The organism is Micromonospora sp. NPDC049529 (genome assembly GCF_055586685.1).
In genome coordinates this window covers 37,754-63,830 of the sequence record NZ_JBVJHT010000023.1, presented here as the reverse complement: position 1 = coordinate 63,830, position 26,077 = coordinate 37,754, and the positions used below count along the sequence as shown (strand labels likewise).

Annotated in this window: 20 protein-coding genes; 9 read left to right on the top strand and 11 right to left on the bottom strand. The window is 70.3% G+C overall.

All coding sequences use genetic code 11. The features are described from left to right. Positions 1-33 precede the first annotated feature (33 nt). The 4 genes from ACZ6QQ_RS31310 to ACZ6QQ_RS31295 are packed head-to-tail and all read right to left on the bottom strand — an operon-like array spanning position 34 to position 5,710. Complete coding sequence (locus ACZ6QQ_RS31310) at positions 34-1,575, bottom strand: FAD-dependent oxidoreductase (protein ID WP_465881188.1); 1,542 nt, start codon at positions 1,573-1,575, stop codon at positions 34-36. Then, positions 1,559-2,803, bottom strand: coding sequence for an MFS transporter (locus ACZ6QQ_RS31305; RefSeq protein ID WP_465881187.1), 1,245 nt, complete (start codon positions 2,801-2,803; stop codon positions 1,559-1,561). The genes ACZ6QQ_RS31310 and ACZ6QQ_RS31305 overlap by 17 nt, the downstream gene beginning before the upstream one ends. A gap of 10 nt (positions 2,804-2,813) precedes the next feature. Continuing rightward, a complete protein-coding gene (locus ACZ6QQ_RS31300) occupies positions 2,814-4,922 on the bottom strand; it encodes an MMPL family transporter (protein ID WP_465881186.1) in 2,109 nt (702 codons plus the stop codon). Next, positions 4,922-5,710 (bottom strand): alpha/beta fold hydrolase, encoded by a 789-nt coding sequence (locus ACZ6QQ_RS31295; protein WP_465881185.1) that lies wholly within the window; start codon positions 5,708-5,710, stop codon positions 4,922-4,924. Before ACZ6QQ_RS31295 ends, ACZ6QQ_RS31300 begins: the two co-directional genes overlap by 1 nt. 119 nt (positions 5,711-5,829) lie before the next feature. Between ACZ6QQ_RS31295 and ACZ6QQ_RS31290 the strand changes: the two genes are divergently transcribed. Continuing rightward, a complete protein-coding gene (locus tag ACZ6QQ_RS31290) occupies positions 5,830-6,033 on the top strand; it encodes a 2TM domain-containing protein (protein ID WP_465881184.1) in 204 nt (67 codons plus the stop codon). A gap of 279 nt (positions 6,034-6,312) precedes the next feature. On the opposite strand, the gene ACZ6QQ_RS31285 is transcribed toward ACZ6QQ_RS31290, so the two are convergent. Continuing rightward, on the bottom strand, positions 6,313-6,426 hold the full coding sequence (locus ACZ6QQ_RS31285; RefSeq protein ID WP_465881182.1) for an RICIN domain-containing protein: 114 nt from the start codon (positions 6,424-6,426) through the stop codon (positions 6,313-6,315). Positions 6,427-7,306: 880 nt separating this feature from the next. Between ACZ6QQ_RS31285 and ACZ6QQ_RS31280 the strand changes: the two genes are divergently transcribed. Continuing rightward, positions 7,307-8,698, top strand: a complete 1,392-nt coding sequence (locus ACZ6QQ_RS31280) for an endo-1,4-beta-xylanase (protein ID WP_465881180.1) — start codon at positions 7,307-7,309, stop codon at positions 8,696-8,698. 64 nt (positions 8,699-8,762) lie between these two features. Here ACZ6QQ_RS31280 and ACZ6QQ_RS31275 read toward each other — a convergent pair whose 3' ends face one another. After that, the gene (locus ACZ6QQ_RS31275; protein ID WP_465881179.1) at positions 8,763-9,758 is read right to left on the bottom strand and encodes a PaaX family transcriptional regulator; all 996 of its coding nucleotides are present in this window, start codon (positions 9,756-9,758) and stop codon (positions 8,763-8,765) included. 281 nt (positions 9,759-10,039) lie between these two features. On the opposite strand from ACZ6QQ_RS31275, the gene ACZ6QQ_RS31270 reads away from it, so the two are divergent. Beyond that, on the top strand, positions 10,040-11,359 hold the full coding sequence (locus ACZ6QQ_RS31270; RefSeq protein ID WP_465881178.1) for an extracellular catalytic domain type 1 short-chain-length polyhydroxyalkanoate depolymerase: 1,320 nt from the start codon (positions 10,040-10,042) through the stop codon (positions 11,357-11,359). A gap of 38 nt (positions 11,360-11,397) precedes the next feature. On the opposite strand, the gene ACZ6QQ_RS31265 is transcribed toward ACZ6QQ_RS31270, so the two are convergent. Further along, positions 11,398-12,165, bottom strand: a complete 768-nt coding sequence (locus ACZ6QQ_RS31265; RefSeq protein ID WP_465881177.1) for an IclR family transcriptional regulator — start codon at positions 12,163-12,165, stop codon at positions 11,398-11,400. A gap of 9 nt (positions 12,166-12,174) precedes the next feature. Then, positions 12,175-13,665: an APC family permease gene (locus tag ACZ6QQ_RS31260; RefSeq protein ID WP_465881176.1), complete on the bottom strand. Its 1,491-nt coding sequence runs from the start codon at positions 13,663-13,665 to the stop codon at positions 12,175-12,177. Between the two features lie 313 nt (positions 13,666-13,978). Between ACZ6QQ_RS31260 and ACZ6QQ_RS31255 the strand changes: the two genes are divergently transcribed. The 3 genes from ACZ6QQ_RS31255 (at position 13,979) to ACZ6QQ_RS31245 (ending at position 16,950) form a co-directional block, all read left to right on the top strand. Continuing rightward, a complete protein-coding gene (locus ACZ6QQ_RS31255; RefSeq protein ID WP_465881175.1) occupies positions 13,979-14,791 on the top strand; it encodes a hypothetical protein in 813 nt (270 codons plus the stop codon). Positions 14,792-14,809: 18 nt separating this feature from the next. Continuing rightward, positions 14,810-16,069: a copper amine oxidase gene (locus ACZ6QQ_RS31250; protein ID WP_465881174.1), complete on the top strand. Its 1,260-nt coding sequence runs from the start codon at positions 14,810-14,812 to the stop codon at positions 16,067-16,069. 182 nt (positions 16,070-16,251) lie between these two features. After that, positions 16,252-16,950: a DUF305 domain-containing protein gene (locus tag ACZ6QQ_RS31245; protein ID WP_465881173.1), complete on the top strand. Its 699-nt coding sequence runs from the start codon at positions 16,252-16,254 to the stop codon at positions 16,948-16,950. A 132-nt stretch (positions 16,951-17,082) separates the two neighbouring features. On the opposite strand, the gene ACZ6QQ_RS31240 is transcribed toward ACZ6QQ_RS31245, so the two are convergent. The 3 genes from ACZ6QQ_RS31240 to ACZ6QQ_RS31230 form a co-directional block, all read right to left on the bottom strand. Then, positions 17,083-19,482, bottom strand: coding sequence for an MMPL family transporter (locus ACZ6QQ_RS31240; RefSeq protein ID WP_465881172.1), 2,400 nt, complete (start codon positions 19,480-19,482; stop codon positions 17,083-17,085). A gap of 42 nt (positions 19,483-19,524) precedes the next feature. After that, entirely contained in the window at positions 19,525-20,157 is a 633-nt protein-coding gene (locus ACZ6QQ_RS31235; protein WP_465881171.1) for a TetR/AcrR family transcriptional regulator, read from the bottom strand. A 116-nt stretch (positions 20,158-20,273) separates the two neighbouring features. Further along, positions 20,274-22,754: a M14 family metallopeptidase gene (locus tag ACZ6QQ_RS31230; RefSeq protein WP_465881170.1), complete on the bottom strand. Its 2,481-nt coding sequence runs from the start codon at positions 22,752-22,754 to the stop codon at positions 20,274-20,276. Positions 22,755-23,185: 431 nt separating this feature from the next. Between ACZ6QQ_RS31230 and ACZ6QQ_RS31225 the strand changes: the two genes are divergently transcribed. From ACZ6QQ_RS31225 to ACZ6QQ_RS31215, 3 genes are all read left to right on the top strand, one after another. After that, positions 23,186-24,064, top strand: a complete 879-nt coding sequence (locus ACZ6QQ_RS31225; protein WP_465881169.1) for a Vgb family protein — start codon at positions 23,186-23,188, stop codon at positions 24,062-24,064. A 228-nt stretch (positions 24,065-24,292) separates the two neighbouring features. After that, a complete protein-coding gene (locus ACZ6QQ_RS31220) occupies positions 24,293-25,600 on the top strand; it encodes a hypothetical protein (protein WP_465881168.1) in 1,308 nt (435 codons plus the stop codon). 37 nt (positions 25,601-25,637) lie between these two features. Then, positions 25,638-26,060, top strand: a complete 423-nt coding sequence (locus ACZ6QQ_RS31215; RefSeq protein ID WP_465881166.1) for a VOC family protein — start codon at positions 25,638-25,640, stop codon at positions 26,058-26,060. Positions 26,061-26,077: the final 17 nt, after the last annotated feature.

Genomic DNA, 26,077 nt, shown 5'->3' with positions numbered 1-26,077 from the left:
GAGGAGTTCGCGGCCTCGCTCGGCTGAGCCCCATCAGTCCCCGCCGAGTGCCGCGTGGACCGAGGAGACCGCGCCGGCACCGTCGCCGACGGCGGCGGCCACCCGTTTCGTCGAGCCCGAGCGCAGGTCGCCGACGGCGAACACCCGTGGTGCACTCGTCTGGAACGGCAGCCGGCCCTCCGTACGGACGAAGCCGTCGTCGTCCAGGGCCACGCCGGTGAGCCAGCCCGAGACCGGGTCGGCGCCGATGAAGCAGAACACCGCCCGGCAGGCCAGCGACTCCAGGCTGCCGTCCGATCGCTGGACGACGATCGACGTGAGGGTGTCTCCGCCGACGAGCTCGCGTACCGCGGTGCCGGTGTGCACCCGGATCCTGGCGTGTGCCCGGATCCGGTCCGCCAGGTAGGACGACATCCTGCTCCCGAGCGCGCCACCACGGAGGACGAGGTCGACGTCGGCCCCCCGGGCGGCGAGGGACAGAGCCGCCTGCCCGGCCGAATTGGCGCCCCCGACGACCGCCACCGGTCGATCGTCGTACCCCCGCACCTCCAGTTCGGTCGCCGCGTACCTGATGCAGCCGGACTGCTCGAACGTCGTCCGCCGGGGAATGTCGAGGCGCCGGTACTGCGCCCCGGTGGCGGCGATCACCGCACGGCACTCGACGCGGGTGCCGTCGGCCAGCAGCACCGCCGGGCGCCGGTCGTCCGCGAGGTCGAGGCCCGCGGCCGCACAGGGCGAGTGCATGCGTACGCCGAACTTCAGCGCCTGCAGCATCGCGAGCCGGGTGAGGTTCGCTCCGCTGACCCCGTGCGGGAAGCCGAGGTAGTTCTCGATGCGCGCGCTCGTCGCGGCCTGTCCGCCGAGCCCGTGCCGGTCCAGCAGGACGGTGGCGAGACCCTCCGAAGCGGCGTACACGGCGGCGGCCAGACCTGCGGGGCCGGCGCCCACGACGACCACGTCGACCGGGGATCGGCCGGGCCGGTAGGTGAGGCCGAGCGCCTTCGCGACCGTCCCGGGAGTCGCTCGCCGCAACACCGCACCGTCGACGATCGCCGCCGGCAGGTCGTCGTCCGCGAGCCCGGGTCCCGGCGAGTCGTCCCAGGTGTGCGGCAGCAGCAGCTGGGTCACGTACGTCCGCAGTGCGAGCGACTCCACCGCGTCCGGTCGGGCGTAGATCCTCAGCGTGTTGCCGGCGGCGGCGCCGATGACGTCTCGTCGTTCCCGGAACGCGTGCAGCAGCAGGTCGGCGAGGTCGTCGTGTTCGGCGAGGACCCGGCGCAGCCCTTCCGCGCCGACCCGGACGACGGTCCCGGCGGTCACCACCCGGGCGGTGAGGTAGACGTGCTGCCCGGTCAGCAGGCTGAGCTCGCCGAGGAAATCCCCGGGGCCACCGTGGAAGATCAGTCGTTCCGGCTCGGTTCCCGTCGCGTCCCGGACGATGTCCACCGTCGCCGTCCGGAGCAGGAAGAGGTCGTAGGTGTCGTCGCCGGTCGCGTACAGGATCCGCCCGGCCTCGGCGTGCTCGGTGACGCCGTAGCCGACGAGCCGGCCGAGCTGTTCATCGGAGAGTGCCATCGCGGCCACCAATCCTGGGACGTGCGACGGTCACCAGGTAGAGCAGCAGCCCGGCCGTGGTGAGCGCGAAGCCGGCCCAGACGGTGGACAGGGTGCCCCAGCCGGCGTCGATGGCGATCGCGCCGCCGATCGCGCCGAGCGCGTTGGCCAGGTTGAGCGCGGCGAGATTGAGCGCACCCATCAGCGTCGGCGCGTCCGGCGCGAAACTGGTCAGCCGGACCTGGATGGTGGGGATCGCGGCCATCATCGTCGCGCCGACACCGAACAGGCAGGGCAGCAGAACCGCGAGGCGGTCGCCGGCCGTACCGATCAGCACCAGCAGCACCAGCACCCCGCCGTAGCCGACGATCAGGCCGTGGTGGTCGTACCGGTCGGCGACGCGCCCGCCGAGATGATTGCCGGCCGCCATGCCGAGACCGAAGACGGCGAGCGCTAGCGGGATGACCGAGGCGTCCTGCCGCGCGGCGTCGGTGACGAACGGGCCGATGAAGGTGTACACGGCGAAGATGCTCGAAATGCCGAGCGCCGCCACGGCGACCACCAGCCAGACCTCGCGCCGGCGGATCGCGCCGAGTTCGCGCGCGACGGAACTCCCGTGCAGTTCGTCGGTACGCGGCAGCCACGCCATCAGGGCGGCGCCGGCGAGCAGGCCCACAGCGGCCACGGTCCAGTACATGACGCGCCAGCCGGCGTGCTGGCCGATGAAGGTGGCGAGCGGTGATCCGACGATGGTGGCGACGGTGAGCCCACCCATCACGGTGGCGAACGCCTTGCCACCCCTGCCCGGGCCGTACACGTATGCGGCGACGACGGCACCGGCGCCGAAGAACGCGCCCTGCACGCTGCCGGCGACGAACCGGAACACCACGAGCGACGCGATGTCCGGCGCCAGCGCGGAGAGGGTGTTTCCGACCAGGAACAGCAGGATCAGACCGAGCAGCAGCCGGCGGCGGTTCACCGTGGCGGCGAGCAGCGTGATCGCCGGGGAGCCGACGATCACCCCGACCGCGTACGCGGTGATCGCGTGCGTGGCGACCGGGATCGACACGTCCAGATCGGAGGCGAACAGCTGGATGATGCCGTTGCTGCCGAACTCGCCGGTGCCGATCGCGAACGTGCCCAGCGCCAGGGCGAACAGCGTCAACCTCGGGTTCCGGACCGGCGACATCGCTGCGGTGTGCCGTCGTTTCCCGACGACGGAGGGTTGCTCGTACGTGTGCTGATTCATCGCCCCTCCCCTACGCCGTCGCTTCGCGCAGGCCGTGACGGGCGTAGAAGCGCCGCAGTGGCGCGGGCGCCCACCAGTTCGCGCCGCCGAGCAGCCGCATCGTGGCCGGCACCAGCACCGCCCGGACGATGGTCGCGTCGACCAGGATCGCGATGAGCATGGCCACTCCGATCAGCTTGATGAAGGTGATGCCGGACACGGAGAACAGCCCGATCACGACCAGGATGAGCAGGGCGGCGCTGGTGATGACCCGGCCGCTGCGCTGCAACCCGACCGCGACCGCCATGGTGTTGTCGCCGGTCCGGTCGTACTCCTCGCGGATCCGCGACATCAGGAAGACCTCGTAGTCCATCGACAGCCCGAACACGACCGCGAGGACGAGGATCGGCTGGGTCGCCTCCAGGGTGCCCGTCGGGGTGAAGTGCAGCAGGCCCGACAGGTGCCCGTCCTGGAAGATCAGCACCAGCGCGCCGAACGAGGCGCCGAGCGACAGGATGTTCATCACGATCGCCTTGACCGGCAGGACGACCGAGCCGAAGGCGAGGAACAGCAGGGTGAACGTCGCGCCGACGATGATCAGCGCCATCCAGGGCAGCAGCGCGCCGACGGCGGCGAGCTGGTCGGACAGCCGCGCCGTCAGACCGCCCACGAGTACGGTGCCACCCGCCGGTGGCGGTAGCGCCCGGATCCGGCTGACCAGGTCCCGCGTGTCCGCGGAGATCGGGTCGCCGAGGTAGGTGACGGTGACCCGGGCGACGTCGCCGGACGCGCCGGTGATCTCGGCACCGGTCACGCCGTCGACGGCCCGGACCGAGGCGACGTACCGTGCGAGGCCGCCCGGGTCGGGCGAGGTCACGATCGCCTCGACCGGTAGCTGACTGTTGCGGACGAAGTCCCGGTCCACCGCCTCGGAGACGGCCCGGCTCTCGGTGCCGGCGGGCAGCACCCGTGGGTCGATGCCCCCGAACTCGACGCGGAGGAACGGCGCACCCGCGAGCAGCAGAACGGCGAGCACTCCACCCGCGTAGAGCAGCGGACGGCGCATGATGCTCTGCGCGAGCCGGTGCCAGAACCCCGCTCCCGCGGTGGGAGGTCTGCGCCGCCGCACCGAGAGTGCCTCCACCCTCGGACCGAGGACGGCGAGCAGGGCGGGCAGCACGGTCAGCGCCGCGGTCATCGCGACCACGACCGCGGCGAGCCCGCCGAGGCCCATCGACCGCAGGAACGTCATCGGGAAGATCAGCAACCCGGCGAGCGACACCGCGACGATGACGCCGGAAACGGCGACGGTGCGCCCGGCGGTGGCCATGGTGGCGACGATCGCGTCCTCGACGCCCCGCCCCGCGGCGATCTCCTCGCGAAACCGGCCGACCACGAACAGGCCGTAGTCGATCGCCAGTCCCAACCCGAGGATCGTCACCACGTTGACGGAGAACACCGAGACGTCGGTCAGATAGCTCATCACCCGCAGCGCGGTGAACGCCCCGAGGATGGCCAGCCCACCGATCGCCAACGGCAGGCTCGCCGCGGCGACGCTGCCGAACACGAGCACCAGCAGGACCAGCAGCACCGGGATCGAGATCGTCTCGGCGAGGGCGATGTCGGCGGCGACCCGTTCCCGGATGTCGCGGCTGACCGGCGTGATCCCGCCGACCCGGGTGTCCAGGCCCGGCGCGGCGAGATCGCCGTCGATCACCTCCAGCGCCTCGCCGCGCTCCGTCTCGTCAGCGCCGGCCAGGGTCAGCACGGCGTACGTGGCGCGCCGGTCGTGGCTGACCAGGGCCGGGCTGCCGGTGCTCCAGAACGTGACGCTACTGGTCACCACGTTGTCCGGCAGTGCGTCGAGCGTCTCGGTGACCGCCCGCCGGAACGCCGGGTCGTCGACCGTCGTGCCGGTGCTGGTGTAGAGCACCACCACGTCGTTGCCGGTCCGGCCGAGCGTCTGCTCGGCCCGGACGACGGATCGGGAGCTCTCGCTCGCCGGGTCGTCGAACCCTTCGGTGGTCAGTGCGCCGAAGACCTGCGTGCCCCAGATGCCGCCGAACGCCATGAAGGCGACGGCCGCACTGATCACCCACCAACGGCGGCGGTACATGGTCCGCCCGAGACGCTCGAACATCAGCGCGCTGCTCGCTCGACGAACTCGGCCGTCACGTCGGGCTGCGAGATCATCGCGACGTGCGACGAGGCGACCTCACGGATCTGCGCCCCGGCCCGCTGCGCCATGAACCGCTGCGCCGTGACCGGCAGCACCTGGTCGTTGCGGGCCACCAGGTACCAGGAGGGAATCGTCCGCCACGCCGGTGCGCCGGACGGCTCGCCGAGCGTACGCGCGTCAGCCGGCCGCTGACCGGCCCACATCAGCTCCGCGGTCGCCCTCGGTACGTCCCCGGCGAAGACATCGCGGAAGACCTCCTTCTTGATGTAGCCGTCGACGAGGCCCTCACCGTAGGGACGGAAGTCCAGCGCCGCCTCGTCCAGCCTGCTCCCCGGGTACTTCGTCTGCAGCCCCAGCAGCGTCTCATCCTCGTCGGGTGCGAACGCGGCCACGTAGACCAGCGCCTTCACGTTCGGGTTGCCGGTCGCCGCGTTCGTGGCGACGATCCCGCCGTAGGAGTGCGCCACGAGCACCACCGGCCCGCTGAGCGTCGCCAGAACGCTGGCCAGGTACGCGGCGTCGGCGGAGACGCTGCGCAGTGGATTCGCCGGGGCGATGACCGGGTAGCCGTCGCGGACCAGCCGTGCGGCCACGCCATTCCAGCCGGAGGCGTCGGCGAAGGCGCCGTGTACGAGTACCACGGTCGGCTTCGGCTTCGGCTTGTGTGCCTCGGCGGCAGCAGGCGCTCCGAGGACCGTACCGGTGGCGGCCACGGCTGATCCGGCCAGAACCATTCTGCGAGTCGTCATTGCAGGGATTTCCTTTTCCGCAGGAGGGATGAACGTCGGCCAGCGTAGGGACGACCACTTGACGGCCACTGACCAACGGATTCAGTCGCCGTCAAGTGCGCGGGCCTAGCCTGCGCACCATGCAATCGACGAAGAGCAAAGCCGCCAAGTGGGGCCTGCGAATTCACGCCCTCTGGTATGTCCTCGCCAATGTGGGCCAGGTCTTCACGTGGTACTACGCCACGCCCGAACAACACTTCTGGCCGGTGTGGTCGATCGTCGGGTGGGGCGTCGGACTGGCGTTCCACGTCTGGGCGGTCAACCGAACCCCGCGCCAGGTCTGAACGGGGTCCTGCTCCCGGTCGCGGCCCCGGCGCGGCGACCGCTGGCGGTACCGGTAGGGATGGTCACCGGCCGGCGGTTCGGCGTACCGCCGGACGGTGACCGTACCGGGTGGAGCCGGCGGCTCCGGCCCACCCGGTGGACCGGGACGGGACGGCCTCGGTCAGGAAGACGTGACCGAGTAGGCGCCGGATCGCTGTGCGTGCGGGTTCGTCATGAACACACGCACACCACGACGCCGGAGAACTTCCACCACACTGTTGAGCGGCCGTGGATACCGGTCATGTCCGGGACCACCGTTGGTTCGCGCCGGTGTGGCAGTTCCAGACGATCACGGCGGCGCCGTCGGCGGTGGCGGCTCCGCTCACGTCGAGGCAGAGGGTCGCAGAGCCCACGCGTGCCCCGGCATGTGCGCCGACGTGTGATGGTGGCGTCGGCATGTCGGGCGTGTCGCGCGGGCGAGGTACAGCCACCGGCTCGCGATCTCCGGCCGTGCCACGGAGCCGACCGATCGAGCAGGCCCGCGCAGATCGCGGCGGTGCGTCGTCGGGCTCCCGGCAACCGAACGATCCCCGACTCACAAGTTAGCGCTCACAACGTCATGCGTCAAACGATGCGCGTCGATGCGTTGTCTGGGTCGGACGCTCGCCCGCCGCGAGCTCGTCGATCCCGCACAACCCTGAACCGGGCGCCGAAAATTTCGGTCACCCGACAGCCGTCGACCCGCGTCCCAGCTGGACCTTCGCCACGAAGGGGCAGGACAGCGCGCAATCGATGGGCTTGAATTTTACGAAACCTTTCCGTAACCTCGCACCCTACGGGGTCACCTCGAGGTCCATGCACCGCCGGTTCGACCGGCGACGAACTGCACCCGTATCCCATGATCATCGCCTGTGAAGGAGGCTTCGTCGGGTATCACGCACTGCGCCGTGGCGGCTCGGACCCAGCCGTGCCCGCCGTCGCGGTGATCTCGCCCCGTCCTCATTCGTCGCGGACCGGCCAGCATGTAGCTGTGCCATCCCGGCCGCGTCCCGGGCCGGTTCCACCAGCTGCCTCGGCTCCGCACCCGCCCCGACTCGGGCCGAGACAGACGAGCTAGTCGGCGACTCTGTCGGCACCGCCAGCTCGTCCACTGCTCAAACCCGACGCAGACCCGCGGCAGGCGGCTCCCGCCCCGCGATGCCGAGGGTGTCCAAGACCAATCGAACGTGGATCAGTGCTGCCCATTTCTCGACTCGTGGATCCCGTCAACCCAGCAGAGAAAGGCGTACAAGGATGACGAACCAACCCGGAGCGGCGCGTCAGCGCCCATCGATGAGACGATTCGGCCGATCCCGGCTGTTGCTAGGCGTCATGGGCCTACTCCTCGCCGCCGGCACCACGGTCGTGGTGAGCACGTCGGCGCAGGCGGCCACCACCCTCGGAGCGTCGGCGGCCGAGCGCGGCGGCCGATACTTCGGCACCGCCGTCGCGGCGAGCAGGTTGAGCGACTCGGCGTACACGACCATCCTGAACCGGGAGTTCAACCAGGTCACGCCGGAAAACGAGATGAAGATCGACGCGACCGAGCCGAACCAGAACCAGTTCAGCTACGGCAACGCGGATCGCATCGTGCAACACGCCCGCTCTCGCGGCATGCAGGTTCGCGGGCACACGCTGGCCTGGCACAGCCAGCAGCCGGGCTGGATGCAGGCCCTGTCCGGGACGGCGCTGCGCAACGCGATGCTCAACCACGTCACGCAGGTCGCCACCCACTTCCGCGGGCAGGTCACCTGGTGGGACGTGGTGAACGAGGCGTTCGCCGACGGGTCCAGCGGTGCCCGGCGTGACTCCAACCTGCAGCGCACGGGCAACGACTGGATCGAGGCGGCGTTCCGCGCCGCGCGGGCGGCGGACCCGAACGCCCAGTTGTGCTACAACGACTACAACACCGACAACTGGAACGATGCGAAGACCCAGGCGGTCTACCGGATGGTTCAGGACTTCAAGAGTCGCGGTGTGCCGATCGACTGCGTGGGTCTGCAGTCGCACTTCACCGGTGGCTCGAACTATCCGAGCAACTACCGTACGACGCTGTCGAGTTTCGCGGCGCTCGGCGTGGACGTACACATCACCGAACTGGACATCCGTAACGCGCCGTCGGACGCGTACCGCAATGTGACCAACGACTGCCTGGCGGTATCTCGCTGCAAGGGCATCACGGTCTGGGGCATCCGTGACTCGGACTCGTGGCGGTCCGGTGAGAGCCCGCTGCTGTTCAACAGCAGTGGTGGCAAGAAGGCAGCCTACGACGCGGTGCTCGCCGCGCTGAACAGCGGCACCCCGAATCCCACCACAGCGCCGCCGACCACGACACCGACCACGGCGCCGCCGACGACACCGCCGCCCAGCGGTAGCTGCACCACTTCGGTCACGCCGGGCACGGTCTGGGGCGACCGGTACAACACCTCGGTGACGGTCAGCGGAGCCACCGCCTGGTCCGTGGTCGTGTCGATCACGGCGCCGCAAAGGGTCTCCTCCACCTGGAGCGGCAGCTTCAGCTGGGACGGCAGCGGCAACGTGATGACGGTGCGTTCCAACGGCAGCGGCAACACGTTCGGCTTCACCACGATGATGAACGGCAACTCCAGCGCCCGACCCCAGATCCTCTCCTGCACCGCCGGGTAAACCGCAACGACGACCGCTGGCCGTGGGTGGCGCCTCCGGGCGACCATTCACGGTCAGCGGGTCGTCAAGGGGCCGTCCTGCCCCGAGTCGGTTCCGCACCGCCCGCGGCCCCGTGTACCCCGGCGAGGATGTCGGCGGTGGTGTGGGCCCGGATACCGGGCGGCACGGTGTCGGTGAACCGGGCGACGACCGCTCGGACGTGTCGCTCGGCGGATTCGGCGAGGCCGTCGTAGACGGCTTCGAACAGGTCCCGGGCCGGTTGCCTGGGCCATCCCGTCGGGAGGAGTTCCAGGGGTAACTGCGGATCGAGGGTGGGAAAGCGGCGGAACGTGTCCATGACCTCGGTGCGTTCCCGCACCGCCGCCGCACCGTCGACCCCTCCGGGCGTGACGCGGGACAGCAGCGGAGTCCACCGCCGCAGGAACGACTCGTATCGCTGACGGATCCCGTCGATGTCCCAGGCATCGATGGGGGCGCGTTGGCCGATCGCGTCGAGCGCGGTCTGTTGTCCGCGAAACACCGTGACCGCGCCGGTGGGGAGTTGGGCGAGCTGCGCCCGAACCTGCGGAGTCGGTTCGGATGGCGAGATCCATAGTCCGTCGTACAACGGCGCGTATCCGAGCCACCGGAGCTGACCGCGCAGGGCACGCCGCTGCGCACCCCGGTCCTGCGGCAGGGAGAAGGCGACGGTGGTCCAACAGCCGTCCCACGGCGGCGCGGCGGCGGAGGCCAGGATCCAGCTTCCGCCGGCCGAGAGGTTGGCTGCGGCGAGGCGGCTGAGCCGGTAGGAGCTGCGCCGTCCCTGCCTGCTGCCTTCCAGTACACCCCGACGGGCGAGTCGACTGATCGCCGTACGAGCGCCGGCCGTGGTCACCCCGCATTCCCCGAGCAGCGCGACGATGGCGGCGGACGGGAGCGCGGCACGGGAGCGCAGCGTGTAGTCCGCCAGCAGGGTCACCGCGACGCCCTGGGGCGAGTTGCCAGCCTGTCTCCGGGGCAGCCGGAGCGAATCGGCGCCATCGTCCGGATACATCTCCTCGATCGTGTACGGGCTCGCCACAGGCACTCCGGATTCGGCTCGGGGACGGTCTAACGAATGTAGACCGACCGCCGGCGAGCCGGCGCCGCCGTGGCGAGCGAGGCCAACCCGGCTGATCGACAGATATCGATTGACACTTGTTGGTGCGGAGGGGAAACTATCTGCTACACGACGTCATTCGCGGCCGGGCGGGCGAGCACACGTGGTGGGCGATGCGCGATCACCGCGGGGAGCCGGGACCACCCGCGACCGGAGGCGCGCGAACGATCCCAATCTGCACAGGTGATCGAGGGAGTCGTACCGTGAGAATCAGAAAGATACTGCTACTTGGCCTGGCCACGTCGCTGGCAGCCGCCGGCCTGGTGATCCCCGCGCTCCGCCCCGCGTACGCCGCGACGCTGACCGAGGTGACCAGCTTCGGCGAGAACCCTGGCCGGATGCGCATGCACGTCTACGTGCCGGACTCCCGCCCGGCCAGGCCGGCGACCGTGGTGGCCATGCACGGCTGCGGCGGGTCGGGCCCCGGTTTCCACTCCGGTAGCGAATTCGCCGCCCTGGCCGACCGGTACGGATATATCGTGATCTACCCGACTGCGACGCAGCAGGCCGGGTTCGGCAACTGCTTCGACGTCTGGTCGGACGCCGCCAAGCGCCGCGGCGGCGGCAGCGATCCGGTGTCCGTCGTCTCCATGGTCCGCTACGCACAGCAGCAGTACGGCGCCGACCCCGACCGGGTCTACGCCACCGGCAGCTCGTCCGGCGGCATGATGACCAATCACATGCTGGCCCTGTATCCCGATGTGTTCAAGGCCGGTGCCGCCTTCATGGGAGTCCCCTACAACTGCTTCGCGAGCGCGGCGGACTTCCCACCCGGAAGCAGCCAATGCACCGGTGGAAGCATGAACCGGACCCCGCAGCAGTGGGGCGACGCGGTCCGCCAGGCCTACCCCGGCTACTCCGGCCCCCGCCCGCGCCTGCAGTTGTGGCACGGCACCAACGACACGCTCGTGCCGTACCAACTGCTACAGGAGACCATCGAGCAGTGGACGGACGTGTTCGGGCTCAGCCAGACGCCGACCTCAATCGACACGCCGCAGCCGAACTGGAACCGCCGCAGGTACGTCGACACCGGCGGCACCGTCCAGGTCGAGGCGTACGGCATCCAGGGAGCCGGACACAGCCTGCCGGCCAGCGGTATGGCCGCGTCCGCCATCCAGTTCTTCGGCCTGTCCACGCCCCCCAGCCCGACCAGCACACCCACACCCACCCCGACCACGCCACCCACCACCACGCCGCCGGGCTCCGGCACGTGCCGGGTGACCGTCGCCATCAACGCGTGGAACACCGGGATGACCGAGAACATCACCATCACCAACACCGGCACCAGTGCCGTCAACGGCTGGTCCTTGGTCTTCACCCTCCCCGGCGGCCAGGCGATCGCCTCGGGCTGGAACGCCTCCTACTCCCCCACGTCCGGGCAGGTGACAGCCAGCAACCTCGCCTACAACGGCGGCATCCTTCCCGCCGGATCCGTCACCATCGGCTTCCAGGCCACCCACACCGGTAACACCGCCGGGCCGAACTCGTTCACTCTCAACGGCGCGTCCTGCACGATCGCCTGACGGCGGCGGTCGTACCGAGCGGGAGGGGCTGGACCGAATCAGGTCGGGCCGGGTGCCAGCAGGTCGACCAGCTCGTCGACACACCGGCCGACCAGCCGTAGGACCGCCCGGTCCAACCGGCCGACCCGGTCCGGGCTGGTACTGACGGCCAGCCCGGCGAGCAGGTCACCGGCCCGGCCGCGGACCGGGAACGCCAGACAACCCCGGTCCCGGCGCAACTCGCCGAGCTGACGGGCCGCCTGCTCGCTGCGTACTCCGGCCAGTTCCAGGTCGAGCAGGTCCGGTCGGGTGATGGTGGCCGGGGTGAGCCGGGCCAGCGACACCGGCAACAGGTCCCGCCGCTCGGCGAGCAGCAGCTTGCCCACGGCCGAGGCGTGCAGGTGCCGGGCCAGCAGCGCCTCCGGCGAGGGCGGATGGTCCGGATCCGGGTCGACCAGCCGCAGCCGCCCGTCGCGGTAGCGGACCAGGTGCACGGCGAGGCGTACGCGGGTGCGCAGGGCGGTCACCACCTCCGGCACCCCCGGCGGCAGCGCCTCCCGGGCGGCGGCGCCGGCCAACTCGATCACCTTCCGGCCGAGCGCGAACCCGCGCAGGTCGGCGAGCCGGACCAGGTACTCCTCCGCGACCAACAGGTTCACCAACCGGTAGGTGGTGGCGGGTGGCAAGCCCAGCACCGTGGAGATCTCCTTCGCGGTCACCCCGGGGCCCGCCCGCGCGACCTCCTCCAGCACGGTCAGCGCGGAGACCACGGCGGCCGGTTGGCGTCCCGCCAACTCGGCCGGTGGGTTGCGGGGCGGCTTGGTCATCGAGCCGGCCTAGCCCCGGCCGACCGGCGAGGCGCCGGGCAGGATGTCCTCGACGGTGGCCTCGTCGAAGAAACCGACCGCGACGTCCGGCACCCGGCGGCGTACCCGACCGAACCAGAGCAGGCCGAGCGCGAGCAGACCGGCGAAGACGGCGACCAGGACGGCTCTGCCGTCCCGTACGGTCTCCACCCAGAACCCGGTGAAGACGGCCGTGAGCAGCACCGCACCGAGCAGTCCGGCGACGCTCGCCCACCGGGTGTGCTCACCGATCCGGCGCAGAAACACCGGCATGGCCAGGCAGACCAGCACGTACGTGAGCAGGAAACCCTGGGTGGCGAGGACGGACAGGGCGTTCGAGATGGACCGGATCGGCAGACCGGCCAGCCAGAGCGCGCCCGGCGTGAGCACGGCGGCCGGGATCACCGTCACGGCCGCGACGTACGGCGTCCGGTAGCGCGGGTGGGTACGCCCGAAGACCGGCGGCGTGACCTGCTCGCGGCCCATCGAGAAGAGCACCCGGACGGCCCCGTTCGCCGACGCCATCGCGCACGCGAACAGCGACGAGACCAGCCCCAGTTGCAGCAGGACCGGCAGCAGCGGCGTGACCTCCGCGACCGCCCGCCCGGCCAGCGCCGGCCCGTCCGCGGCGGACCCGCCCCGGTGCCGGCTGAAACCGTAGATGTGCAGGCCGGCGGCGGCCACCATGAGCGCACCGCAGACGGCCGGGGTCCAGAACATCACCCGGGGAACAACCGCGTACGGCCGCCGGGCCTCGACGCTCAACGCGCAACCGCTCTCGAAACCGACCAACCCGGTGATCGCGATCATCAGCGCCCCGGTGACCGCGCTGGCGGTCAGGTCGGGTGCGGCCAGGGTGTCGGCGATGCCCACCCCCGAGTAGGCGGTGACCGCGAGCGCCGTGAGTACCACGCAGACCGAGGCCGCCTCCAGGGCGAGCGTCACCATCGCCGAGATCTGGATGCCGCGTACCACGCAGGTGGCCAGGATCGTGCCGAGCAGCACCGTCAGCAGCAACGCCGTCCGCTCCTGCTCGGCGACGGAGACCAGGCCCGCGTCGGCGAGCAGCGTCGCCAGCCGCCGGGAGGACCCCAGCAGGCACATACCGACCAGCGACAGGTACGCCAACAGCAACGCGCAGCCGGTGAGGAACGCCGTACGGGGCGTCAGTCCCTTGGCGACGAAGGTGTAGAGCGAACCGGCCGCCGCCATCCGCCGGGCGAACTGGGCTACACAGGACCCGACCAGCACCATGGCGAGCGTGGCCAGCAGATACACCGGGACAGCCGCCACACCGAGCCAGGCGACCATCCCGCTGGCCGCCATCATGCCCGGTGAGGGGGCGACGTTCGCGACGGCCTGGGCGGCCACCGGCAGCGCCGACAGGCGACGCCGGTCCAGCCCGGTGCCCGACGGCGGCAGGCCGGGCGGGCGGGCCGGGCGGGCCAGCGCGCCGGCAATGGCGTCGTCGAGAGCGCTCACCGTATCCCCGTTCACCTGCCGGTGGGCTCGGCCGCCCCTACAGAGATCTTGAAAATAGATACGACTCGTTTCTTCGTTGTTACCGGGCTGTACCGGACTGAGCGGATCGAATGGGAAAGGGCCCGGCCCCGTTCGCGTTCACCAGGTCGCGGCATATTGCCGGGAATTGATGGACGCGCAACCCGTACCCGGCTCGATCCCCGCAGGGTGAACGACGTACCGGGTCGCGATCGCCTGGTCACGGAGGCCGACCTCGACGCGGAGGCCGACCCCGGCGCAGCAGATCGAACCCACGCTTCCCGCAGGAGTGTCTATGCAGCGTGTTGAACCCACGGATCCGGCGACGCCCGGATCGCCCTGGCGCGACCGAGCGCAACGGCTCAGATGGGGGCTGGGCATCGCCGTCACGACCGCGGTGGTGGCCACCGCCGCCGTCTCCCTCAGCGCCGCCGCGACCGCACCGACCTCCCCACCGGCAACCGCCGGGCCGGCGGCCGGACAGACCCGGGTCGAGACGGAGAGCGGCCCGGTCACCATCGACGAGCCCACCCCCGGACCGGCACCGGCGAAGGGCACCGGTCGCGATCCCATCACCCCGGACGAACGCGCCGCCGCGCGCGAGGTCGCCGCGGGCGCGTTGGCCACCGGCACCGGTGTGACCGGCGCGGCAGGTCCGGAATACCTCTCCACCGAACTGGTCGACGAGCGCTCCGACGGTGCCCGACGGGCCGCCTTCTACTTCTACAACTACGCCGACGACACCCTGGTCAAGCAGGTGGTCAACCTGAAGACCGGCAAGCTGGAGAACACTTTCGCCGCACCGGGAATCCAACCCCCGGCGAGCGTTCGGGAAAGCACCGAGGCGTTCCGCCTCTTCCTGGCCAGCGACCTGAGCGCCGACTTCAAGTCCCGGTACCGCAAGGCCACCGGCACCGACATCACCGACGTCACGCAGGTCCTGCTCAGTACGCCCAGCTACGTCGCCGCACCGGCGGACCAGGGTGCACAGCAGTGCGGCAGGCACCGCTGCCTGCAACTCGTGCCCCAGGTACCCGGTGGCGTGTTCATCGACATCTCCGACATCGTCGTCGACCTCTCCGGGCGCGTCGTCGCCCGCCTGAAGTAAGTGGAGGGCTCTTCCCAGATGCGAAACAGGAAGCTGACGGCGCTGCTCGGCGCCGCGACCACGGTCACCCTGCTCGGCGCACTCGCCGCGGCGGCACCGGCGACAGCGGCGGACGAACGCTGGACGTACTGCGACGCTGACGCGATGGTCAAGCAGGAGCTGCCGAACGGTTCGCTGTGGCAGCTCTGCTGGCGGATGGACGACCGTACCGGCCTGGTGTTGGAACGGGTGGCCTACCAGAGCAAGCGGGACGCCAACCCGATCACGGTGCTCAACCAGGTCACCATCGCCCAGCTCAACGTCCCGTACGACTCGGGCGCGAACGAGTGGAACGACATCACCTCGTACGGGTTCGGCGGGCGTTACCTGCAGCAGATGTCCGCGGTGGACTGCAAGGGCGGCTCCCGCCGAGGCGTCTGGACCGAGGACGGCCAGTCCGAGACCAAGGTGATGTGCGTCAAGGTCGAGGACACCGGGCTGGCGTACCGGTTGCAGGGCGAAACGCCCGAGCAGCCGATCGCCAAGCAGGGCCAGGACGTGGTCCTGCGGACCATCGCGAAGGTCGGCTGGTACGAGTACATCACCGAGTACCGGCTGCACGACGACGGTGCGATCGCGGCCCGGGTCGGTGCGACCGGCGACCTGGCGCCGCGCGACTACACCACCGTCGACGACGGCTGGCCACTCGGTGCGGGGCAGACCGACTTCGCCACGAACCACTACCACAGCGCCTTCTGGAAGGTCGACTTCAACATCGGCGGACGGGGCCAGGAGAAGGTCGAGCAGTACGACACCGCACCGACCGGTGAGACCGGCACCCGCGCGGCGATCTACCGCACCACCAAGACCGCCGTCACCACCGAGGCCCCGCTCAACACCGCGTTGCGCCGCTGGTGGCGGGTGGTCAGCCCGACCAGCAAGAACTCCGACGGCCACAACCGGTCGTACGAGTTGGAGCTGGGTGCCAGCGACGCCTACGAGGCGCACCCGGAGACCCAACCGGACGTCACGTTCACCCAGTACAAGCCGTGCGAGAAGTTCGCCACTTTCAACCTCGACCCCGAGTGTGCGGGCCGGGGCATCCTCGACTACTCGAACGGCGAGTCGCTGACCGACCCGGTCATGTGGGTCCGGGTCGGCTACCACCACGTGCCGCGTGACGAGGACCAGAGCCCGATGCCGGTGCACTGGCAGGGCTTCGACCTGCTGCCACGCGACTACACCGCGACGAACCCGATCGGCCCGGCGTCCCGACTGGACGTCAACGGCCGGCCGTGACCGTACCCGGAACCGAGTGACCCGGTGGTCCCGCTCGCGCTGATCGGCGGGGGCGGGACCACCGGCGGCCCCTCACCGCCGCCCGGTCGACGGCCGACCGCGTCGAGGTGGCCGGCAAAGCATCGAGGTGGCCGGCAAACCCATCGGGACGGGCTTCGAACCGAGCAGACTGTGGAGGAAGCATGCGCAAGGCAACCGGAATGCTGGCCCTCGCCCTGGCTGGTCTGGTCATGACGGGCGGCGGTTGTGGTCCGGGCGCGGATCCGGAGCGGGTCACGCCGGCTCCGGCGGCGGTGGCGCTGCCCGATCCGTCGGGGTCCCCGTCCGGCCTGTCCGTCCCCCCGTCCGGCCCGGCGCTGGCTCCGTCCGACGCGGCCGTGGGTGCCGGACGTGGCGCATCGGCGAACCCGCCCAACGGGGTGGATCTGCTCTTCGCCCGGATGATGATCCCGCACCACGCGCAGGCCGTGCGGATGAGCCGGAACCTGCTGACCAAGTCCGGGGTGTCGCCGAGGGTGGTCGCTGTCGCCGAGTTCATCGCGCGCGACCAGCAGCGTGAGGTCGACGAGATGAACGCCTGGTTGGAAAGCTGGGACCAGCCACGGGTCGACCCGGCCGATCCGGCGACGGCAAGGGTGCACACCGGCGAGGGACACGGCATGCTCACCGAGGCACAGCTCGCCGAACTGGCCGCGGCGCAGGGACCGGCCGCCGGCCGGCTCTACCTGACCCGGATGATCGAGCACCATCTCGGCGCCATCGCGATGGCGAAGGGTGCGGTCTCCGCCGGGCGGAACGCGTACGTGCGCAACCTGGCCAAACACGTCGTCAACGAGCAGGGTGCGGAGAACGAGGCGATGCGCCGGTTGATCGACGCCTGAGGCTGGCAGCCGGGGCGTGTCAGAAGCGGCGGAGTCGGAGTACCCGGGGACGCGCCCTTCCAGCTCAATCGCCCCGACGCTCGTACCGCCCGCGACCACACGCGCCTGCTCGTCGCCCACCAGGGGGTCCACCTATCGCGGGGTAAGGACGGGCTCCTGCTGCGTGTCGCCCACGGAACCGTGTGTGATGGGATGGCTGCGTTCCAGGGCAGCGCCCTCCACGTCGACGTTGGGCAGGATCCGGTCCAGCCAGCGCGGAATCCACCACGCCGAGCGGCCGAGCAGGTGCATGATCGCCGGGATGAGCAGCATCCGGACCAGGAACGCGTCGGCGAGCACGCCGAAGGCCAGGCCGAAGCCGAGCGATCGGATCATCGTGGTGTGCGAGAAGATGAACCCGCCGAAGACGGCGATCATGATGATCGCGGCGGCGGTGACCACGGTGCGGCCGGCGTGCAGGCCCCGGCGAACGGCGACCCGGGCGGGCGCGCCGTGGGCGTACGCCTCCCGCATGCCCGAGACCAGGAACAGCTGGTAGTCCATGGCCAGGCCGAACAGGATGCCGATCAGGATGGTCGGCAGGAAGCTCAGGACCGGCCCCGGATCGTGTACGCCGAACACCGAGCCGAGCCAGCCCCACTGGAAGATCGCCGTGATGCCGCCGAACGTGGCGAACAGCGACAGTACGAAGCCGAGGGTCGCGGTGAGCGGGACCAGGATCGAGCGGAAGACGAAAATCAGAATGATCAGGGACAGGCCGAGCACGACTCCGAGGTAGATGGGCAGCGCGTCGGACAGCTGCCCGGAGATGTCGATGTTGCCGCTGGCGCTGCCGGCCACACCGAGCGTGACGCCCCCGTCGAGCGGTGACAGCTCCCGCAGGTCGCGAACGAGCTGCTCGGTCGTCTCACTGTTCGGCCCCTCGGCGGGGACGACCTGGAAGGCGATCAGGGTGTTGTCGCTGGACTGGCCGATCGGGGCGACGGCGGTGACGTTGTCCTGACCGAGGATCGCGGTGCCGATCCGGGCCTGCTCGACGAGCGTGTCGGTGACCGCGGCCGGCAGCTCCGCCACGACCAGCAGCGGGCCGTTGACGCCGGCCCCGAACTTCTCCTCGATCAGCTGGTAGGCCTGGTACTGCGTGGAGTCCTCGGCCTCGGACGAACCGTCCGGCAGCCCCAGCCGCATGGACAGCGCCGGCAGCGCGAGCACGATCAGGACGGCCAGACCGACGACCGCGGTAAGCAGCGCCCGTCCGGTGGTCATCGGCGTCGTCGGCACCCGGCTGGCGTGCGACTGCCCGATGCTCGCGCGGGCCCTGCGGGTGAGGATCCTCAGGCCGAGCAACGACAGCAGGGCCGGGGTCAGGGTGACCGCGATGACCACGGCCACGGCGACGCAGATCGCCCCGACGGTGCCCATCATGCCGAGGAAACCGATGCCGGTGACGTTGAGCGCCAGCAGCGCGACCAGCACGGTCGCCCCGGCGAACACGACCGCGTTGCCGGACGTGCCGTTCGCCAGGGCGATGGACTCGCGCAGTTCGACGCCGTCGAGCAGCTGGCGGCGGTGCCGGTTGAGGATGAACAGGCAGTAGTCGATGCCGACCGCCAAGCCGAGCATCACGCCGAGCACCGGGGTGATCGACAGCATCTCGACGGCACCGGACAGAGCCAGCGAGGCGGTGACGCCGACCCCGACCCCGACGAGGGCGGTCAGCAACGGCAGTGCGGCGGCGATGAGCGCGCCGAGCATGACCAGCAGAGTGAGCGCGGCGACGACGAGACCGGCAACCTCGCCCACGCCGAGGACCTGCGGCACGCTCTGGGTGATCTCGTTGGAGAACTCGGCCTCGACGCCGGCCGGGACGCCGGCACTGACGTGGTCGACCACGGCGTCCTTGGTCTCCGGCGTGACGTTCATCTGTGCCTCGTCGAAGACGACCGAGGCGAGCGCGGCGGTGTCGTCCGTCGAGACCATGCGGATCTTCGAGGACATGGCAAGCAACTGCTGCGACAGCTCCAGCTTGGCGGCCTGCGCGTCGAGTTGCGCCCGCTGGGCGTCGAGCTGCTTGCGCTGCGCCTCCGGAAGCGCGTCCGCCGCACTCCGGGCCCGCTCCAGCTCCGCGCGCGCGGCGGCGATCTGCTGCTGTCCACCCTGTACCTGCTGGGTCTGCCCGGTCAGCTGCTGCTGGGTGATGAACGGGTCGGTGGTGGACGCCACGCCGTCGAGGTCGCCGGTGCTCTTCAGCAGCGCGCCGATCGCCGTCCGCTGATCGGCGGTGAACGCCGACCCGTCGGCGGTGTGGAACAGGACCGTCCCGCTGCCCCCGCTGGCGCTCGGGAACTTCTCCGCGAGCTGGTCAACGACCTTCGAGGTCGCCGTTCCCGGAATGGTCACCTGCGACGACAACGTGCCGCCGAAGGTGAAGTAAGCGGCGGTGGACAGCCCCAGGACCACCATCCAGGTGATCAGGACCGTCCAGGCGCGTCGGGCACAGAAACGACCCACGCGGAACAGCAACTCGGCCATGGTGGCTTGCTCTTTCGACTCGTAACGGAGGGGTGGTGAGAGTCAGTAGCCCATGCGGATGTTCGCGATGAGCCGCTCGAGGAGCTCGTTCCACAGAGTCCTGGCCGCCTCGTCGGTGGCGGCGCCGGTCGCGGCGAGCCAGTGCTGCGCGATCACCTCGGTGCCGTGCATGAGCGAGCTGACCAGCAACTCGGCTTCGAGCGGGTCGAGATCGGCGTTGCGTTCCGCGAGCTCGCGCGCCAGGTCGACCGTGGTACGCGAGAACGTCGCCTGGACGATCTGGTACGGGCGGGGGTCGCCCGTGCCGAACCCGCCGAGGGCCCGCCAGAGGAATGTGATGGTGCCGGCCACGTCGGTGGCGCGCAGGGCAGCCGAGACGGTCTCGAACATCGCCGTACGGCTGCCCGGTCCGGCGGGTGTCGCGGTCACCTGGGCACGGAAGTTGTCGATCACGACGGCGAGAACCTCGGTGCACACGGTCGTCACGACGTCGTCGATGGAGACGAAGTGGTTGAAAACGGTGCGCCGGGAGACGTCGGCCCGCTCCGCGAGCTGATCGACGCTGAACCGGGCCGTCCCGCCCTCGACGATCAGGGCCTTGGCCGCGTCGAGGATCGCCCGCCGGTGCCGGGCCTTCAGCGCTGCCCGCCGGTCGGGCGGCACGGTAGCCGTCATCACGCCATTACACTAAATGCATCGTTGCATAAAGTGCAACTCCTGCCCGAGCGAAGCCAATGCCTCGTCGGCGCGGTTGCGCCCGCGCCGACGAGGCGATGGTCACGGGACGGGTGCTACCTCTTGACGATCGTGATCGTCGCCTTGCGGTAGTTGTCGCGCCGGTCGCGCTTCGTCGGGTCGTAGTTGTTCTCGATGTTGCCGGCGGCGTCGACCGAGAACCAGCGGAACGTCTTGGTCTCGGTCACGTGGAACACCTGGCCCGACTCACGGAACTCGGTCGCCTCGTAGCGTGGCGACTCGAGCGTGGGGCGACTGCCGTCGGTCGTGTAGTAGATGGTGGCCGGCTCGCTCGTCTCGAAGCGCACGTCGACGGATCCCCGGTATTTTCCGCCTCCGGGCACGAGCCGGGACGTCGGGTCCTTCTTGTCCTTGCCCCACTCCGCCGCGATCCGGAACATCTCCATGATTCCGTTGGCGTACTCCATGGTCTCGGCGTGCCCGCTGACGAGTGCCGGATCGCCCGCCCATGCCGGCTGGAACGAGCCGCCCTGCCAGTCGCCGGTGGCCGGGTTGTAGATCGAACCGCCGACCTCCCAGCCGAAGGCGTAGATCCCATGGGTGTGGTACAAGTCCTCGCGCACATTGCCCGCCGAGGAGTAGAGGACGTCCGACGAGCCACCGACGTTCTCCGGCGTGACGACCGTCTGCCGGTGCGCCTTGACCTGCGACAGGATCCTGGCAGCCGACTGCCAGTAGAACGCCTCGTCACCCAGCGGCGGGCGCGGCGTGGTGATCCGCCCGTCGGCGATGTAGGCACCGGGCTGCCAGAACAGCTGGCCACCGTTGGAGTGCACCGACATCATGAACTTGATGTTGGCGTACCGCTCGACCAGCCAGATGATGTTCTTCGACTCAGGTTCGGACAGCTCCGCCGGTCCCTGGTAGGTGTCGCTGACGCAGCTGGTTGACGCGCCCGCGTAGCCGTCGTGGCCCGACCCGACCCGGTAGTTCCGGTTCAGGTCGACGCCCCAGGCGTTACGACGGGCCGGATCGGCGTTGTCGTCCGGGCAGTGGTTCGTCATGTTCCGGCGCTGCGAGGCGAAGTTGTAGAAGCTGTAGTTCGCCCCGTCCGGGTTGTTCGACAGGATGAGGAAGATGTCCGTACCGTCGACGATCTTCTTCGTCTCCCGGTCGGACCTGTAGTTGTGTACCAGGCGCTCGGCCGTCTCCAGCGTGGTCGTCGCGGGGACCCACTCGCGGGCGTGGTCCTGCGCCTGGATCAGCACACCGGGGTTGCGGCCGTCGCGGTGCTTGCCGATCCGCAGGACCGGGATCGTGGCCGGGCCACGGGGCACCTCCCCCTCCGGGGCACCGACCCGCTTCTGGTCGAGGAAGTCGGTCAGCGCGACCGGGCCGGACGTCGGCGCGACGACACCGGTGCCGGCGTTGGTGCGGTACGGGTGCGCCCGGTCGATGAGGCCCTGGGACTGGGTCTCCAACGCCGTGCCCACCTCGGCGGCCGTACTGGCGAGCGCACCGGCGGCGTCCTTCGCGAGCAGGACGCGCGTCGCCTTGCCCACCACCTCGACGCTCAGCGGCAGATTCGCCCCCGGCCGCTCCACGAACTCGACGGTGATCTCGTTACCGCCCTCGTGGCCCCACGCCGCCGAGCTGACCACGACCGCGGCCTGCCCGGTGCCGCCGATCGTGGCCTGCGCCTTGCGCTGGTAGCCATTCGTAGGGTTCGGCAGGTAGACGATCTCCGCGATGTCCGGGTACTGGCGGGCGATCTCCCTGGCGCGGCTGTAGAGCTGCTGCGGGTGCTTGTAGCCGTCGACAAAGTCCGACCGGTAGCCCGGATTCGCCGTCAGCGGCGGCGGCGCGTCCTCAAGCCAGTCGGAGACGAGGCCGGTGGCGACACCGCCGGTCGAGCTCGTGACCCGGATCTGTTTCGGACGCGCGTCGAGCTTGAACAGGTTCCGGTGGAACATGTACTGCCCGGAGTCGACGAACCGGCTCATCGTACGGGCGAAGCCGAACGACGTCCCCCGGCCCGAGTCGTTCTCGACCTGCATCGCGACGATCGGATCCGTCTGCTGCCCCTCGGTGGTCCGTGCCTCGACGTACAGGAAGCCCTGGCCCTTGGTGGTGAACCAGTCGGCGCGGACGACCCGCACCGTCGCCTCGTGGTTGAGCGGCTGGACGGTCCGCGCACCGAAGGCTCGGATGCCGCCGTCGGCCTCGTCGCTCCATGCGAAGCTCTCGTCGGCACCAAGGATCTTGACGCCCATCGCCTCCAGCTCGGCGACCTGCTCGGCGGTTACCACCGCCTCGCCCTCGATGCCGTCGGGCACCCGCCGGAGGCCGTGCTCGAGGTCGAAGCCGGCGGCGACCACCTTGTCCAGCATGTCGGCGCCGGTCAGCTGGATGTGGATGAGGCGTACCGACTCCCGGTCCCCGAGGTGGGATCGCTCCGAGCCGGTCGTGGCCGCGGACCGCGCGGGATCCGCGCCGGCCGGCGCGGTCGCCGTGAGGATGCTGCCCACCAGGGCGGTCACCGCGAGAAGCGCGATGCGCAGTTGTCTGCGTCGCATGCTCCCCTCCTTCCGTTTGCGGCCTGTGGCTGGTGCCGTGGTCGGCCCAGGTCCGGGCCGGTCCGAACGTTTCGGGATGGCTGTGCTGAGCTCGCCCACGGCGAACCCTGGTACGAAGGCGGTCGCCGTCGTAGTGCGGGCCGTGGGCGAGCGGGGTGCGGTGAGCGTATGCGCATTCATCACATCGATCTATCGAGTGATCTTAATTTGAGGATTACTTGAGGTCGCCGACCAGGGGCGAGACGGCCGCTTCGACCACGTCCTCACCCACGCGGGCGGCCAGTACCTGAACTTCCAGGGGAGCCCGGACCGCTCCCCCGCACGGGGGCAAATCGGTTGCGTCGACACCGAGCCGCGACAACAGTGACCTCCGACAGCGGGCGGAACCGGGGCCGGGCCGCCCGAGCAACGATGCCGGGGCAGGTGCCGGGATGCCGATCCACGAGATCCAGGTGACGGACCGGCACTCCGGCCCGTACGGGATAATCGTCGGCGCGGACGGTGCCCTCTGGTTCACCATGGTCCACGCGGGGCGGATCGGCCGACTCGGCCTCGACGGCCGGGTGGGCGACCACTCCCTCGACTCGCCGGAGAGCGGACCGTCGATCATCACCGCCGGTCCCGACGGCGCCCTCTGGTTCACTCGCTCCCGCGACCACCGCATCGGCCGCATCAGCATCGACGGCGAGACCACCTCGTTCCCCACGCCCACCGCGGGCAGCGCCCCGTTCGGTATCACCGGCGGCCCGGACGGCGCCCTGTGGTTCACCGGGATGAGCAGCGACACGATCGGCCGGGTCACCGGCGACGGAGTGATCGAGGAATTCGCCCTCCCGGTGACCGGCGGGTATCCGTCGATGATCACCAGCGGCGCCGACGGCGGGCTGTGGTTCACGCTGAACCAGGCGAACGCGATCGGCCGCACCGGCCTCGACGGAACAACCGTCCTGTACGAACTGCCCACCGCCAACGCCGGACCGGTCGGCATCACGCTCGGCGCCGACGACGCGCTCTGGTTCGTCGAGATCGCCGCCGGGCAGATCGGCCGGCTCACCCCCGGCGGCGCCGTCCACGAGTTCGCCCTGCCGGTACGCACGGCCAAACCACACGCGATCGCCGCCGACCCGGCGGGCGGGTGCTGGTTCACCGAATGGGGCGCGAACCGCATCGGACACGTCAGCCCGGCCGGCGAGTTCACCCACCATGACCTGCCGAGCCCCGCCTCGGAGCCGCACGGCATCACCGTCGACGCCGACGGCGTGGTCTGGGCGGCCCTCGAAACCGGAGCGATCGCCCGCCTCGACCCCTGAGGCCCGCCCGGTACCGGCGTCCGCTCTCGACCGGCCCGGACCCTTGGCCATCGACATTGACGGATTGATCAACAGTCTGACAACCTGTGGGAACGACCCCCGCGCCCTTCTAACCCCGATGCCGCGCCGGCGCCGCCCCACCGACCCGTTGTCGCGCCGACGCCGCCTCGGGGCGGTGGTGACCGGACAACAGCCGGCGCACCGACCGAGGAAGGCACAACTGTGAGCATGCGCAAGACCCGGTGGCTCGGCGCCACCACCATCGCCGCATCGCTGGTGCTGCTGCCCGGCCCGGCAACCGCGCAACCCGGCCAGCCGACCGGCTCCTGCTACGACCGGGCCGCGCCGACGACGTACGAGGAGACGCGGATCGACACACCGGCGCTCCCCGGCGGCAACCAGGTCCCGCACACGCTCGTCGAACTCGGCGGCTTCACCGGCCTGGTACAGCGGATCAGCGACGACCTGTGCGGCGTACGGTCGGTCCGGGAGGCCGACAAGCTGCTCCGGAACCGGGGCGACGAACTGTGGCGGACCGCCGTCGACCGAGCCCAGGGCAAGCGCTGGATGGGCAGCATCGAACGGTACGACGACCGTCCCCTCTACTGGTCGCGACTGATCCTGACCCGCGACCTGCGCCAGTGGACGCCCCGGTTCGGACTCTCCGCCGACGTCCGCGCGTCACTGCTCCAGACCTTCGAGTACGCCTCCCGGGGCATCTCGTCGACCGACTTCTCCACCAGCCGGAACGTGACCAGGGTGCTGGTCAGTGGTTTCGACCCGTACCAGCTCAACGGCGAGATCCGGCGGTCGAACCCGTCCGGCGCCTCGGCCCTGCAACTCGACGGGCAGCAGTACCAGGTCGACGACCGTACGGTGCAGATCCAGGCGGTGTCCCTCCCGGTGACCTGGAGCGGGTTCGACCTCGGCTACGTCGAGGACACCTTCGGCCCGCACCTGACCCGGGGCGGCAAACAACGCGCCGACCTGATCATGACGATCAGCCAGGGGCTGCGCGGTCAGATGGCGATCGAACAGTGGGCCGGGGCGTGGCGCGGCGGCAACCCGGACAACAACAACGAGGGCACACCCGAGCTGGTGCCGCAGGTGACCGACTGGCCGCAGCCGACCCCGAACCCGGAGTTCATCGAGACCACCCTGCCGTTCCAGCGGATGATCGACGCCGGCACGACGCCGTGGCCGGTGGCACTCAACCCGCGCCTCTGCGAGTGGACCGGAAACTCCCGCCCCGATCCGACCCGGGTCTCCTGTCACAACAACGGTCCCTCGGCGGACGCGCAGGCCCAGGCCGGAGGCGGCGGGAACTACCTGTCCAACGAGAGCATGTACCGCTCCAACCGGCTGCGAACCGCGCTCGGCGCGACCGACATCCCCGGCGGGCACCTGCACATCTCGGCGCTGGTCTACCCGCAGAACCCGCTCGCCATCATCGACGGCCCGTTCGCCGCCGACCGGGCGCAGACGATCGAGCAGACCATCGCCCTGGTGAAGGCCGCCGGTGCGACTGTCTCCTGAACCGCCCGACGAGTTTCCGACGACGAAGGAGTACGCCGTGACCCGTCCCGGTTTCCACCTGGCGATTCCGGTCGACAACCTTGAACGCGTACGCGCCTTCTACGGCGGCGTGCTCGGGCTTGCCGAGGGCCGCTCGACCGACGTGTGGGTGGACTGGAACTTCTACGGCCACCAGTTGGTCACCCACGTCGTGCCGGCGTCGGAGCGGGTCGACGCCGGGCGCAACGCGGTCGACGGGCACGAGGTGCCGGTGCCGCACTTCGGGCTGCTGCTGTCGGTGGAGGAGTTCCACGAGGTGGCGGGGCGGATCCGGGACGCTGGTGTCGACTTTGTCATCGAACCGTACCTGCGGTTCGCCGGTGAGCCGGGCGAGCAGTGGACCATGTTCGTACGCGACCCGGCCGGAAACGCCCTGGAGTTCAAGGCGTTCCGCGACGAGAGCCAGGTCTTCGCGAAGTGACGCACCCGGGAGAGCAT

Bases quoted from the DNA above. Each gene is read 5' to 3' on its own strand.
- ACZ6QQ_RS31310 (WP_465881188.1), bottom strand. From the start codon at position 1,575: ATGGCACTCTCCGATGAACAGCTCGGCCGGCTCGTCGGCTACGGCGTC.
- ACZ6QQ_RS31305 (WP_465881187.1), bottom strand. From the start codon at position 2,803: ATGAATCAGCACACGTACGAGCAACCCTCCGTCGTCGGGAAACGACGG.
- ACZ6QQ_RS31300 (WP_465881186.1), bottom strand. From the start codon at position 4,922: ATGTTCGAGCGTCTCGGGCGGACCATGTACCGCCGCCGTTGGTGGGTG.
- ACZ6QQ_RS31295 (WP_465881185.1), bottom strand. From the start codon at position 5,710: ATGACGACTCGCAGAATGGTTCTGGCCGGATCAGCCGTGGCCGCCACC.
- ACZ6QQ_RS31290 (WP_465881184.1), top strand. From the start codon at position 5,830: ATGCAATCGACGAAGAGCAAAGCCGCCAAGTGGGGCCTGCGAATTCAC.
- ACZ6QQ_RS31280 (WP_465881180.1), top strand. From the start codon at position 7,307: ATGACGAACCAACCCGGAGCGGCGCGTCAGCGCCCATCGATGAGACGA.
- ACZ6QQ_RS31265 (WP_465881177.1), bottom strand. From the start codon at position 12,165: ATGACCAAGCCGCCCCGCAACCCACCGGCCGAGTTGGCGGGACGCCAA.
- ACZ6QQ_RS31255 (WP_465881175.1), top strand. From the start codon at position 13,979: ATGCAGCGTGTTGAACCCACGGATCCGGCGACGCCCGGATCGCCCTGG.
- ACZ6QQ_RS31250 (WP_465881174.1), top strand. From the start codon at position 14,810: ATGCGAAACAGGAAGCTGACGGCGCTGCTCGGCGCCGCGACCACGGTC.
- ACZ6QQ_RS31245 (WP_465881173.1), top strand. From the start codon at position 16,252: ATGCGCAAGGCAACCGGAATGCTGGCCCTCGCCCTGGCTGGTCTGGTC.
- ACZ6QQ_RS31240 (WP_465881172.1), bottom strand. From the start codon at position 19,482: ATGGCCGAGTTGCTGTTCCGCGTGGGTCGTTTCTGTGCCCGACGCGCC.
- ACZ6QQ_RS31235 (WP_465881171.1), bottom strand. From the start codon at position 20,157: ATGACGGCTACCGTGCCGCCCGACCGGCGGGCAGCGCTGAAGGCCCGG.
- ACZ6QQ_RS31230 (WP_465881170.1), bottom strand. From the start codon at position 22,754: ATGCGACGCAGACAACTGCGCATCGCGCTTCTCGCGGTGACCGCCCTG.
- ACZ6QQ_RS31225 (WP_465881169.1), top strand. From the start codon at position 23,186: ATGCCGATCCACGAGATCCAGGTGACGGACCGGCACTCCGGCCCGTAC.
- ACZ6QQ_RS31220 (WP_465881168.1), top strand. From the start codon at position 24,293: ATGCGCAAGACCCGGTGGCTCGGCGCCACCACCATCGCCGCATCGCTG.